The following is a 14,713-nucleotide window of genomic DNA, read 5'->3' as shown; positions in this document are numbered from 1 at the left end:
TTAATGGAAAAAAAGCAGGAATCGGTATTGAATAAGCGTTACGATAAATACATTGTTGCCATTGGTGCGTCTGCAGGTGGCTTGGAAGCCATTCATGAGTTCTTTGACCACATGCCGGCAAACTCGAGTTTTTCTTTTGTTGTGATCCAGCATCTTTCTTCCGATTATAAAAGTTTATTGGTAGAGCTTGTAGGAAAGCACACCCATATGAAGGTGTTCGAAGCAGCCAATGATATGGCCATCCAACAAGATTGTGTATATATCATTCCTAATAATAAACTCATGACCTTGGTTAGGGGGCGACTTAAGCTCGCTGATAAATCGCAGATTAAGGCACCTAATACCGCAATCGATCATTTTTTACATACCCTGGCGAAAGACAAAAAAGAGAAAGCAATTGCGATTATCCTTTCAGGAACCGGTACAGATGGTACCAAAGGCATACAAAGCATAAAAGAAAACGGTGGAATGGTTATCGTTCAGGATCCGGGGTCTGCTAAATTTGATGGTATGCCCAATTCGGCCATTGCATCTGGCAATGCAGACCATATAATGGTTCCTTCTAAGATGCAGGAAGAACTTTTTAGCTATGTAAATGAAGAACCTGTTAAAGTGCTCGAAAATGGTAAAGTTAACGAAGAACTGCTCGACGAGGTTTTTAAACTGGTACACAACATTAGTGGAAATGATTTTAACCTGTATAAAACCCCTACTATTATCAGGCGTATTGGCAGGAGGATGAACGAAAGAGGTATAAAAAAACTCGACCGTTATGTTGATTTTTTGTATAACAATACAGATGAAGTAAAGATTTTAGCGCAGGATTTCCTGATTGGGGTAACTAAATTTTTTAGAGATGAGCAGGCTTTCGTAGAACTTAATGAGTTCGCCATCAAGGATATCGTTAACCGGAAAGAAAACGGCGATGTGATCAAAATTTGGGTTTGTGCCTGTAGTACCGGGCAAGAGGCATACTCCATTGCAGCACTTGCGGATGATTGCGTAGAACGATCGGGCAAAAAGATCGAGATAAAAATATTCGCTTCTGATATTGATGAAAAAAGTATTGAGATTGCCTCTCGTGGCGAATACCCGGTGTCGGTAAAAAAAGAAATACCCACTAAACTTTTTAAGAAGTATTTTGTACAGGAAGGGAAGCACATTAAAGTTGTTGCAAGCCTACGTAAACAGGTTGTTTTTGCCAAACATGATGTAATTAAATCGCCTCCTTTTATTAAAAACGACCTGGTTACCTGTAGAAACATGCTCATTTATGTCAATAGCATCCTTCAGGAAAAAATTCTTTCCATATTTCACTTCTCCCTGCTGCCAAATGGATATCTGTTTCTGGGATCAAGCGAAACCGCTTCTTCCATGAAGGCTGGTTTAACAGAAGTTTCGGGTAAATCGAAAATCTATAAGAAGACTGGAAAAATCAATTATTCCAGTTACAATACCTACAATACTGGTGCGAAGGCCGCAATTGGCCAGGAACGTAAAAAAGGAGGTAACACCGCGGTGCTACAAAACCCGTTAGAAAAACGTTTGGCCGATTTTCTTTCGTCAGATCTGGGCTATGTTGCGGTATTTATTGATAAAGCGTACATCATGCAGGATGCGGTTGGCGATTACCGTCAATATTTATCGCTTCCTGAGCAAAGTATCGAACTCAATATTTTAAAGATGGTACCGCGGGAGGTATCTATCGTGCTCAATACCGGGTTACGGAAAGCCTGGAAAGAAAATAAAAAGATTGAATTAAAGAAGATCCGTTTTACACAGATTACTAAAGATATTTTTGTAGACATTTCCATTGTACCGGCATCCCCGGTTCATACCAATGGTTTTACCATGGTAGTTTTTGTAGAACATGTTTCAGAAGTTGTTGCCGATAAGGATGAATTTGTTCTTTCTGGCTTTCATGATGCTAACCAATCCGAATATGTATTTGAACTGGAGGCCGAACTGAACGAAACACGCTCGAACCTGCAGCTGGCTGTAGAAGAAATGGAAACCACTAATGAGGAACTCCAATCAAGCAACGAAGAACTACTTTCAGCCAACGAAGAGCTCCAATCCAGCAATGAGGAGCTTCAATCATTAAACGAAGAGTTGCATACCCTAAATACCGAACACCAGTTAAAAATCAAAGAACTGATCGAATTAAATGATGATTTGGATAATTATTTCAGGAGTACCGATATTGGTCAGATTTTTCTCGACGCCGGAATGTTTATCCGTAAATTTAATCCTGCGGCAGTAAGTATGGTGAATCTTATCGAATCAGATATTGGCAGGTCTATAGAACACATTTCGAACAATATTAAGGCAGAAAATCTAATCAGCGATATTAAGAAGGTACTGCTGAATGGGCATGTAATCGAAAAAGAAGTACAACTGAAAAATAATACCCGATGCCTGATGCGTGTAATGCCTTATTTAAGGAAAGATAAGCGGGCAGATGGTGTGGTGATCTCTTTTGTAGATATTTCCAGAATTACAGAATTGAACAATATCATAAGCGGTGTTTTTAATGCAAGCCTTAATGGGATTTTGGCATTTAAAGCAGTGAGAGATGCTAAACATTTTATTGTGGATTTTGAGTGCAGCACCTATAACGATTCGGCACTAAGTATTTTAAAGAAGAACAAATCGGAGCTCACTGGAGCCAGGTTGATGAAAATGATTCCTGAACTTACGGTAAGTAATCTTTTTAATAAATATGTTGGCGTCGTAGAAAACGGAAAGGTGCTCGAAACAGAGCTCCAGTTTTCTAAAGAACAGTGGTTACAGCTAATTGCGGTAAAAATGTCTGATGGTTTTGTAGCTACATTAACCGATATCAGTCAGCAAAAATTGGCTGAACACAAGTTGAAAAAGAATTATAACGAACTTTTAGGCACGCGCGAGAACCTGCGTCAACTCAATACCGATCTCGAACTAAAAGTGAAAGAGCGTACCATGAAACTTTCAGAAAGTGAAGAACGTTTCAACCTGGTGTCGCATGCCACAAACGATACCATTTGGGACTGGAACCTGGCCAATAACACCATGTGGCGGAGCGACAATTTTACTTCTATGTTCGGTTATCAGAAAGATGCACACACCGAAAATATTGCATTTTGGTTCGATAAAATTCATCCTGATGACCGTGAGCGTGTTAAAGCAAGTGTTTATGAAGCCATTAACCACAACAAAACCCAGTGGACGGCCCAGTATCGTTTAGAAAAAGCAGATGGCAGCTATGCTACATTGCTCGATCGCGGAAGTATCCTGTTAGATAATCTGCACACTCCTTATCGTATGGTTGGTTCTATGGTCGATATATCGAAACTGGTAGATACTGAGGTGAGATTGAACTCAACAGAACGTAAGTTTAGAAAGATTTTCGAATCGAATGTGATCGGAATTTTGTTTAGCGATATTGAAACCGGGCGGATAGAAGATGCTAACGATATCTTTTTAAAACTTTTAGGTTATTCGCGATCTGATTTCGAAAATGGAAATATTAACTGGATGCAGATTACACCGGAAGCTTTTTTGCCGATCAGCAAAATATCGCATAAATTATTAAAAGAAAAAGGCTTCTGCCCACCATTCGAAAAACAATACCTTAACAAAGCGGGCGTTCCGGTAGATGTTTTGGTTGGTTCGGCGTTGTTAGACGAAGATGTTCAGAACGGGGCAATTACTTATGTTATCGATATTAGCAAACAGAAACATACCGAGAAAAAACGTAACGAACTTCAAAAGCTGATCAAGAAACAGCAAGATGAGTTTTATAGCATTTTTAAAAATGCACCTGCTTTAATCACCATCCGTAGGGGGAAAGCCCTCAAATATGAATTTGTTAACGAAGCTTTTAAAACTTTCGATGGCGGAACCGATTATATAGGCCGATCAAGGATTGGAAATGGTTCTAAGTTCGAATCACCTGAATTGCTCGAAATAGAGAGAAATGTGATGAAAACTGGCGAAACTTATGTAGCCAGCGCCTATAAGATCGAGCAGTTAAACCGCGCTACAGGAAAATCGGTTGAAAAGTGGTTCGATATTATCCTAAATCCAGTTTTTTCTGATCAGGGGCAAATTGATGGCATTGCTTTTTTTGGTTTCGAAGTAACCGATTTAATGAAAGCTCAACAGGCTACTAAAGAGCTTATGCACCGAAAAGATGAGTTTATGAGTATTGCCAGTCACGAGTTAAAAACACCGATTACCAGTATTAAAGGCTTTTTACAGTTTGCATTGAGGATGGCCGAACAGCGGAAGTTTGAGAAGATTTATGAATTTGTAGATAAGGCGAACCGTCAGATTGGAAAATTGACTGCTCTTGTTGAAGATTTATTGGATGTAACCAAGATACAAGCTGGTAAAATGACTTTCAATTTCTCTGAATTCAATATTGCCGGCGTTATTGAAGATGCTATTGATGGTTTACAGGAAAGCATGAATGAACACCGGGTTGTACAGGATATTACTAATGTTCAGGTGTATGCCGATCGTAACCGGATTGAACAGGTTTTAAGCAACTTTATTTCCAACGCCATCAAATATTCTCCTAATGCGGATAAAATTATAGTACAGTCTAAAGCAGAGGGCGATTACCTGTTGGTTTCTGTACAGGATTTCGGAATTGGAATTCCTAACGATAAAGCGCAATTTGTTTTCGACAGGTTTTTCCGTGTAGAAGCTTCTTCCTACAGCTTTTCGGGGCTTGGGCTTGGCTTATATATTTCGGCCGAAATCGTTGAACGCCATGGAGGCGAAATCGGTGTAAACAGTAAAGAAGGCGAAGGTTCGGTATTCTGGTTTAAAATTCCGTTAAAAGATAAACCGTAGAACCAGTACGTGTTTTAATACTGGCGTTGTATGATTATCCAGATGAAGCAAACAAAAATTGCTTCATTGTTGTAATTATAGTTCCTCTAACACGGGAGTAATTTGAAACGGGTAGACATGGATGTGGCTACCCTTTTCTCTTTTTGACAACATTTTAAGCAACTAACTTGTTTAGTTCATTTTATTCATTGTTGTTTAGCTGAATCCGAAATTACAACAAAGTATTCTACAGCAAGAACAAAAGTGAAGACGCATCTGCAGATGCTTAATAGGTTTCAACACCCATTTAAAATCTCCATTTTCCATCCCTCCATATTTTTTGTACCCTTGTAAAAAAAATAAAAATGGAGAAACCACTTGTTAATATCACCTATTGCCCTAAATGTGGTTGGATGCTGCGTTCGGCTTACATGGCGCAAGAAATTTTGACCACTTTTGTAGAAGAGGTAAAGGGGGTAACTTTAATGCCGAGTGAAACATCGGGCGTTTTTACTATTCAAATTGGTGAGAAACTAATTTTTGATAGAAAACAGATGCAACGCTTTCCTGAAATTAAAGAACTAAAACAGCTTATTCGTGATGAAGTGAATCCAACCATGAGCCTTGGGCACTCTGATGTTAAGTAAATTTCTTGATGAGGATATCGTTAGCATAAACACCTGGCTGTTTATATTTTACAATTGTTTTATCCCCTTAAAAACAAAAAAAACTTTCCAAAATCGGAAAAGGATCTATGTTATAGGTGATTACCTTAAAGCCAGTATCAGTTTGCCTGATTTGATTCTGAAATAATAGGTTAAAGAAGTTCTGCCTTTCAAAACCTCGGGTTTTGATCTGTAAATGTGTAGGTATTGTAGGTTGAATGTTGAAATATCGGTGAGAGATCATCAAGATAGGACAGGATAGGGCTGTTTTGATGTAGGAGAAGTTTTACAATTTTTACTATTTAATCCTAAACAATTCCGATAGCTGAGTTTTAGGAAAATATGTATATTCGTTTCCTGCCATGCATACCACGGTACGGTTTCTCTATGTTTCTTATTCAGAAAAAAACGGCTTGCTTCATATTTTTTTTATGGATGGGCGCAGGTATTTGTTTTGCCCAGTCTGCAACTGTACGCCTTAAATATTTAGGTGTAGAAAGTGGCCTATCTAATAATGTAGTAAACTCCTTATATCTAGATCATTTTGGATTTATGTGGATGGGTACCTACGATGGATTAAACCGTTACGATGGCTATCATTTTAAGGTTTTTAGAAATGGATGGGGAGAAGAACATTCATTAGTGAATAACCACATTACGGTACTGAATGGAGATGCTAAAAACAAGGTCTGGGTAGGTACGCAAAAAGGCATTTCTTATTATGATTATGCCGATTCCAAGTTTCATCAGTTGATTTATCTAGACAAGGGAAGAAAAAAAGAAGTAAGTTATTCTATTAATTCCATTGCAATAAGTAAAGCATTAGCTGTTTATGTAGCTACTGAAGAAAAAGGCCTGTTTATGCTCGAAAAGAATAGCAGCATAGCAGAACGGATTCCATATGGCAAAAATTTCGATTTCACTGTAAAGGCTTTATATGTTGATGAACAAGAAACCCTATGGCTTTTTATAAAAGATATAGGGCTTTGCAGATATGATAATGAAAAACATAGACTTCGTTTAGTAACCGCTGCTATACGCTCAGTAACTTGCATTGCAAAAGGCACTAACCAAACACTCTGGATTGGAACAGAACACGGACTTTTTCAATTTGATAAAGCCAATAGTAGCCTCATTAAGTTTAATCAGCATTTAAGCAATGAGAATATTATGAGTTTGTTGTTTGATAGGCAACAAAAACTTTGGATTTCGACTGATGGGGGAGGAATTGCTGTTTACAATACAAAAAATCAAAAAACAAATTACCTATCTGCAGGAAAAGAAAAAGGCTTATTAAGCAGTAATTCTGTTGCCCAGGTTTACGAAGACCACGAATCTAGAAAGTGGATCGCAACATTGCGTGGTGGGGTTAATATCATCGATCCAGAAAACGAGCAGTTTACCACCATTAAGCATGATCCATTAAAAAGTAACTCCTTAATTAACAATTTTGTACTTTCCTTTAGCGAAGATGAAAACAATAATATTTGGATTGGGACTGATGGAGGTGGTTTAAGTGTTTGGAACCGAAAGCAAAATACTTTTGCCAATTATGCCAAAACCAGCGATCCAAACGCGTTAACCAGTAATTTTGTTACCAGTATTTTAAGCGATGCAGATCACAACGTTTGGGTGGCCAGTTTTAGCGGCGGGATAGATCGATTTAATAAAACAACCGGTAAATTTGTTCATTATAGCTGTTACAATACCTATAAAGGCGTTGATGACATTAACATTTGGAAGCTTTATCAAGACAAACAACAAAATATCTGGGTAGGTACCACAAAAGGTGGTGCATTGTACCGTTACAATAAAATTGCAGATAAATTTGAGCTTTTTGACCATAATCTAAAGGATATCCACAGCTTGTTCCAGGATTCTAAAGGCAGACTTTGGGCAGGGAACTATACGGAACTGATCGAAATCGATCCAATAAACAAAAAGCATAAATATACGAAGATCAATTTTGCCATCAGAGCTATTCAGGAAGATTTTAATCATCAGATATGGATCGGCACCGAAGGTGGAGGTTTATTGCTTTTTGATCCTGAAACTAAAAAAATAAAGCGGTATATCCAGAGCGATGGATTACCAAGTAATTCGGTGCTCAATATCCTTCAGGATACCCAAGGTAATTTATGGTGTAGCACATACAATGGCTTATCAAAATTTGATGTTAAACACCATAGCTTTAAAAACTATTATGCTACCGATGGCTTACAAAGCAATCAGTTTAATTATAACGCGGCATTAAAACTTACAAATGGTGACTTTTTATTTGGTGGAATTGGTGGCTTCAATTTGTTTTCGCCCGATAGCATTAAGAAAAATAAACGGATACCAAAAATGGTGCTGACCGATTTTAGGATCAATAATATCCCGCTCGATCAGGATTCAGGTTATAATGATATCTCTGTTGTTAATTTAGCACGCATAGAAATTCCATTTAGTGCTGCGGTAATTTCTATCGATTATGCTGCAATAGAATTCTCTTTTCAGGATCAGATTTCTTACGCCTATTACCTGGAAGGTTGGGATAGAGACTGGAATTATGTAAATAAATTAAGCACAGCCTATTATTCCAGGTTAAATGAAGGGGAGTATAAACTACATATTAAAAGTACCGATACCGAAGGTGCCTGGAGCAACAATGAAAAGATTGTAATAATTAAGATTTTACCCCCTTGGTACCGCACCTGGTGGGCCTATACCATTTACCTTATTATTGGATCTTCTCTATTTTATCTTTTTCAAACCTATCGTAACCGCCAGAGAAGATTAAAACACGAGGTAGAAATTACCAACCTTAAAATGGAGCGTGAAAAAGATCTGAATGAGAAAAAACTCAATTTCTTTACCAATATTTCGCATGAGCTGAGAACGCCGTTAACCTTAATTGTTAATCCGATTAAAGATATTATCCATAAGAAAGACCCAGGGCAAGAGAAGAACGATTTAAATATTGTTTACCGTAATTCGAGGCGTTTGTTAAGCCTGGTAGATCAGTTATTACTGTTTAGAAAAACGGAAAGTGAGAACGACGCTTTGAAAATTGTAAGGATCAACCTCTACAAATTTACAAACGAGATTTTCCTTTGCTTTAATTATTTGGCAAAGCAGAACCATATCGAATATACTTTTGAGTGCGAGGAAGAGGAATTGGATATTTATGCAGATAAAGACAAACTCGAAATCGTTTTCTTTAACCTGCTCTCTAATGCACTTAAATTCACCCCGAAAGGCGGTTTTGTGAAATTTAGTGTTAAAACCCTTGGTATGCGGGTTCAGATTGAGGTGAGCGATAGTGGTCCGGGCATACCAGCACACGTGGGTGAAAAGTTATTCGATAAGTTTTATAAGGTAATGTCGAACGAATCGCTGAAGATGGGTTTCGGTATAGGTCTTTACCTGGCTAAAAACTTTGTAGAATTGCATAAAGGGAAAATTTCGTTCCGCTCCAACCAGGGGATGGGTACCATATTTTTGATCGATATTCCGGTAGGAGAACCAAACTTGCAACAGCAAAGCGGTGTTTTTCAAAACGAATTAACCTATGTAAACGAACTCATAGCGCAAGAGGAAGAGGCCGAAAATAACGATGCCGAGCATGTAGGCAACCTCGAATTGCTCATTTCAGATTTGCACTCGATTTTGGTTATTGATGACAACCCCGAAATTATAGATTACATCAAGCATATTTTTCAGGATAATTTCAAAATTTACCGGGCAGAAAACGGTACAGATGGGCTGAAACGCTGTAAAGAATACTTGCCTGATATCGTAATATCTGATGTAAACATGGATGGCCTTAACGGTATCGAACTCTGTAAGGCAATTAAAGAGGATTCTGCCTTGAGCCATATTCCGGTAATTCTGTTAACCGGCGACCCTAGTCCGGAGGTAAAACTTAAGGGAATCGAAGTTGGTGCCTACGATTTTATCAGTAAACCCTTCGATAAAGAGCTTTTTACAGCCAAAATTAATAGCATTATTAAAAACAGAACCAATCTTCAGTCTTATTTCTACAATGAAATAACCTTGAAGAGTGATGCCCACAAAGTATCTCAGGAAGATAAGGGCTTTCTTCAAAAGTGTATTACCATTATAGAAGAAAACTTGATGGAAGACAACTTTAACGTAAAAATACTGGCATCTGATCTTGGAATGAGCCATTCTAATCTCTACAAAAGGATCAAGGCCACTTCAGGCCAGTCTATCAATGGTTTTATCCGTTTTATCAGACTGAGAAAGGCTGCCGAACTGTTAATCAATACCAATTTAAATATTAACGAAGCTGCCTTTAGGGTAGGTATAAATGACAGTAAATACTTTAGAGAGCAGTTTCAAAAGCTGTTTAAGTTAACGCCGTCAGAATTTATTAAGAAACACCGAAAAAGTTTTCATAAATACTATAATATTAATGCCACAACATAAAAGTTACGCTATTTTGAGCTTTTAAAGGCGTTTATCTTAAAACGCCCCCTGCAAAGTATGATTTAGCCCCCTGTTTAAAGCTTAAAAATTTCGGTACTTCGGCTTTACCAAATGTAAGAAACCGAGCAGCCCTAAACCGTATAATGTATCAATTCCTAAATAAAAGTATATTTCTAATCTGCGCATTCATCGGCATCAACCTGATGAGTGTTGCACAAGAAACACAACTGAGTACCATCGCCAGCAACGGCTGGGCGAACAACTCGGTAAATACTGTTATTTTCCGAAAAAATTCTTTAATCAGCTATAAAGATAGCCAGTATGCTGCTTATTATGATCACGAACAAAATGTGGTATTGGCCAAACGCAAAATTGGCTCAACCGATTGGATATTAGTTACCACACCATATAAAGGCGATGCCACCGACGCTCATAAATCAATTAGTATCATGGTAGATGGTGATGGTTTCCTTCATATTGCCTGGGGCCAGCATAATAACAATCTAAACTATGCCAAATCAGTTTCAGCAGGTTCATTAACCTTAGGGAATAAAGAAGTGATGCTTTCTGCAAAGGAAAATAAAGTCAGTTATCCTGAGTTTTATAAGCTGGCCAATGGCGATCTCTTATTTTTTTACCGCGATGGTGGCTCGGGAAACGGAAACCTGATGATAAATCGTTATCATCTGAAGACAAGAAAATGGGTACGTGTACAGGATGGGATGATTGATGGCGAAGGACAGCGAAATGCATATTGGCAGGTAGCCGTAGATCAGGTTGGCACCATTCATTTATCGTGGGTGTGGCGCGAAAGCCCTGATGTAGCCAGTAACCATGATTTATGTTATGCCAAATCAACTGATGGAGGTTTAACCTGGTTAAAATCTACCAATAAAAAATATAGTCTTCCCATTACTGCCGCCAATGCAGAATATGCATTTAAAATTCCGCAAAAAAGCGAGCTGATTAACCAGACATCGATGTTTGCCGATGCCAAAGGAAAAGTATTTATTGCTGGTTATTGGCGCGATGCTAACGAAACCATCCCGCAATATCACCTGGTTTTTAAAACAGACGACCATTGGAAAGTAAGCAAGCTTAATTTTAGAAAAACAGCTTTTAGTTTAAGCGGAGGAGGTACCAAACAGATTCCGATTTCGCGGCCACAGATTATCGTTTGGCCGAATGGAAAACATTACGCTGCAGGATTGTTGTTTAGGGATGCTGAACGAGGTAATAAGGTTTCAATTGCTTTGAACAATGCGCTCGGATCAGGGAATTGGAAGGTTGAAGATCTTACCCAAAAAAGTCTGGGCGATTGGGAACCCAGCTACGATACCGAACTTTGGAAAAGCAAAGGGATTTTGAGCCTGTTTCTTCAGCATGTTACCCAGATAGATGGAGAAGGAAAGGCAAACCAGCCACCAACAATAGTGCAGACCCTAGATTGGAAACCAAAAAATAAATAGCGAATTAACCTTAAAATGAGACATCCCATTATAAAATATAACCTTTCACTACTTGCTGTTTTGTTGTTGTTATCAATAAACCTGGTACAGGCACAAAGCAAAAAAACAACTAAGGTATCTCAAGAAAATACGGCTTATTTATTTACCTATTTTACCGGAAACACTAAAGCCGAAGAAGCGATACGCTTTGCGGTGAGTACCGATGGTTATCACTATAAAGCTTTAAACAACAATAATCCAGTTATTTCTTCCGAAAAAATCAGTAGTACTGGCGGTATACGCGATCCACATATTTTGCGTGGCGAAGATGGCAAAACCTTTTACATGGTGGCCACCGATATGGTTTCGGCCAATGGCTGGAACTCGAACAGGGCAATGGTATTGCTTAAATCAAATGATCTGATCCACTGGACATCGGCAGTTGTTAATATTCAAAGACGTTTTTCTAATAACGAAAATCTGCTACGTGTTTGGGCTCCACAGACCATTTACGATAAAAAAGCCAAAAAATATATGGTTTATTGGTCGATGAAACATGGCGATGACCCTGATAAAATTTATTACGCTTATGCCAACGCTGACTTTACTGACCTGGAAACCGCCCCGAAGCAACTCTTCTTTAGTCCAAGCAATGGCTCATGTATTGATGGAGACATTATTTACGACAAAGGAAAATACAACCTGTTCTTTAAAACTGAAGGGAATGGCAATGGCATCAAAAAAGCAGTTTCTAACCAACTAACGGAAGGTTATGTGTTACAGGATAAATACCTGCAACAAACTAAAGAAGCTGTAGAGGGTGCAGGTGTTTTTAAGCTGAACCACGGTGATGATTATATCCTGATGTATGATGTATATATGAAAGGCCGTTACCAGTTTACCAAAAGTAATGATTTGGCAAATTTCAGTGTAGTTGATCAAGATATTACAATGGATTTTCATCCAAGGCACGGAACTATTTTGCCTATTAATCAACAAGAGCTAAGCAGGTTGCTCAATCAGTGGTACACTATCGAATCTGTTTTGCAAAGTGCACAGAATAAGGCAATCAACCAAAATAATGTTGTTTTAGACAGCGTGAACCAAAAACTTTATCTGCCAGTAAATTACGGCACAGATATAAAGGCTTTCGATCCGCAGTTTAATACTTTTAACCAAATCAGCATCACACCAAAGGGAAAACTAGATTTTTCTAAAGGTCCTGTAAACATTAAGATAAGTATTGCCAATCAACAACCTAAAACTTATTCGGTAAGTGTTGATATAGCCAATAACCCTGTTTTAAAAGGTTATTACGCGGATCCGGAAATTTTATATTCCAATAAAACGGGTAGATATTACCTCTATCCAACCAGCGATGGTTTTACCAATTGGAGTGGAACCTATTTTAAAAGTTTTTCATCAACTGATCTCGTTAACTGGACAGATGAAGGTAAAATATTAGATCTTGAAAAAGATGTTTCATGGGCGAAAAAGAATGCCTGGGCACCTACTATTATCGAAAAGAAAGTAAACGGCGCTTATCAATATTTCTATTATTTCACCGCAGCACAGAAAATTGGAGTTGCCGTTGCTGATCATCCGGCCGGTCCGTTTAAAGATAGTGGAAAAGCTTTAATTTCTAGCAAACCAAACGGAATTAAAGGCGGTCAGGAGATCGATCCCGATGTATTTAACGATCCTAAAACCAATAAAAGTTATCTTTACTGGGGAAATGGGTATATGGCTGTTGCACCATTAAATGCAGACATGGTTTCGATTGATACCAATAACATTAAAATTATTACACCAAACAACGGTTTTAGAGAAGGTACCGAAGTTTTCTATCGTAATGGAAAGTATTACTTCTTATGGTCTGAAGATGATACCCGGAGCGAAAATTATAGGGTACGTTATGGCTTTTCTGATTCACCTACAGGAAAAATAACCATTCCGGAAAATAACCTGATTCTGGCAAAAGATGTAACACAAGGTATTTACGGAACAGGGCACAACAGTGTAATCAAAGTTAACGGAAATGACGAATGGTACATGGTTTATCATCGTTTTACAAGACCAAAAGGAATTTCGATGGGAAGGGCTGCAGGTTACAACCGCGAAGTTTGCATCGATAAAATGGAATTTAATACTGATGGAACTATTAAACCTGTAATACCAACCGTAAACGGCATTAAACCAATACACTAATGAATTTAAAATTGTATCAGGCGCTTTTCTTATTGTTGTTTTTTAGCAGCACTGCTGTAAATGCACAAACTTCAACTTCAAAAGAGGAAGTGCTCGAAATGATCGACCGTGCAAATACCTACTGGCAAAGCACTAATAAACCGGAGGTACGCGCTTTTTGGGATCATGCTGCTTACCATACCGGAAATATGGAAGTTTATGGAATCACCAAGAACGAAAATTACCGTAAATATTCAGAAGATTGGGCCGTTTATAACCAATGGATGGGCGCTAAATCAACTGATAAATCTAACTGGAAATATAAATATGGCGAAACAGATGAGCATGTACTGTTTGGCGATTGGCAGATCTGTTTTCAAACCTACATCGATTTATACCATTTAAAACCCGAAGAATATAAAATTGCAAGGGCAAAAGAGGTAATGGAATATGAAATGAGCACACCCAATAACGATTATTGGTGGTGGGCCGATGGTTTGTATATGGTAATGCCTGTTATGACCAAACTTTATAAAGTAACCGGAGACCCAAAATATCTCGATAAGCTGTACGAATATTTTACGTATGCGAATAGCATTATGTACGATAAAAAGGAAAAACTTTATTACCGGGATGCCAAATATGTTTATCCGAAGCATAAAAGTGTAAACGGGAAGAAAGATTTTTGGGCAAGGGGTGATGGTTGGGTATTTGCAGGTTTAGCGAAAGTGTTAAAAGATCTTCCCCTTAACGATCCACATCGGAACGAATACCTGAGTAAGTACCAGAATATGGCCAAAGCAATTGTTAAAAGCCAGCAAGCAGAAGGCTATTGGACCAGAAGTATCCTAGATCCGCAACATGCCCCTGGACCAGAAACCAGTGGAACAGCCTTTTTTACTTATGGTTTATTATGGGGGATAAACAACGGTTATTTAAAAGAAAAAAACTATTTACCTGCAGCACAAAAAGCATGGACATATTTAACCAAAATGGCATTGCAACCTAACGGTAAACTAGGGTATGTACAGCCGATAGGAGAGAAGGCCATTCCGGGGCAGGTAGTTGATGCAAATTCTACCGCGAATTTTGGTGTAGGCGCATTTTTGTTGGCTGGATGTGAGATGTATCGCCATTTATCAAACAAAAACTAAATTT

Annotated in this window: 6 protein-coding genes; all 6 read left to right on the top strand. The window is 38.2% G+C overall.

Going from position 1 to position 14,713, the window contains the following annotated elements:
- Window positions 1-3: 3 nt before the first annotated feature.
- The 6 genes from AC07VK_RS07715 (at window position 4) to AC07VK_RS07690 (ending at window position 14,709) form a co-directional block, all read left to right on the top strand.
- Window positions 4-4,842 carry a chemotaxis protein CheB gene (locus tag AC07VK_RS07715; protein WP_492959475.1) on the top strand — a complete coding sequence of 1,613 codons (4,839 nt, stop codon included), beginning with the start codon at window positions 4-6 and terminating at the stop codon, window positions 4,840-4,842.
- 344 nt (window positions 4,843-5,186) lie between these two features.
- Entirely contained in the window at window positions 5,187-5,468 is a 282-nt protein-coding gene (locus AC07VK_RS07710) for an Rdx family protein (RefSeq protein ID WP_492951983.1), read from the top strand.
- A 453-nt stretch (window positions 5,469-5,921) separates the two neighbouring features.
- Window positions 5,922-9,920, top strand: coding sequence for a two-component regulator propeller domain-containing protein (locus AC07VK_RS07705; protein WP_492959473.1), 3,999 nt, complete (start codon window positions 5,922-5,924; stop codon window positions 9,918-9,920).
- Window positions 9,921-10,063: 143 nt separating this feature from the next.
- Complete coding sequence (locus AC07VK_RS07700) at window positions 10,064-11,389, top strand: BNR repeat-containing protein (RefSeq protein WP_492959471.1); 1,326 nt, start codon at window positions 10,064-10,066, stop codon at window positions 11,387-11,389.
- A gap of 15 nt (window positions 11,390-11,404) precedes the next feature.
- Window positions 11,405-13,576: a glycoside hydrolase family 43 protein gene (locus tag AC07VK_RS07695; protein WP_492959469.1), complete on the top strand. Its 2,172-nt coding sequence runs from the start codon at window positions 11,405-11,407 to the stop codon at window positions 13,574-13,576.
- Window positions 13,576-14,709, top strand: coding sequence for a glycoside hydrolase family 88/105 protein (locus AC07VK_RS07690; RefSeq protein ID WP_492959467.1), 1,134 nt, complete (start codon window positions 13,576-13,578; stop codon window positions 14,707-14,709). The genes AC07VK_RS07695 and AC07VK_RS07690 overlap by 1 nt, the downstream gene beginning before the upstream one ends.
- Window positions 14,710-14,713 lie beyond the last annotated feature (4 nt).

The sequence above is a fragment of the Pedobacter sp. GW821-FHT01D05 genome (genome assembly GCF_059422505.1).
This window is presented reverse-complemented; position numbering and strand designations above follow the sequence as displayed.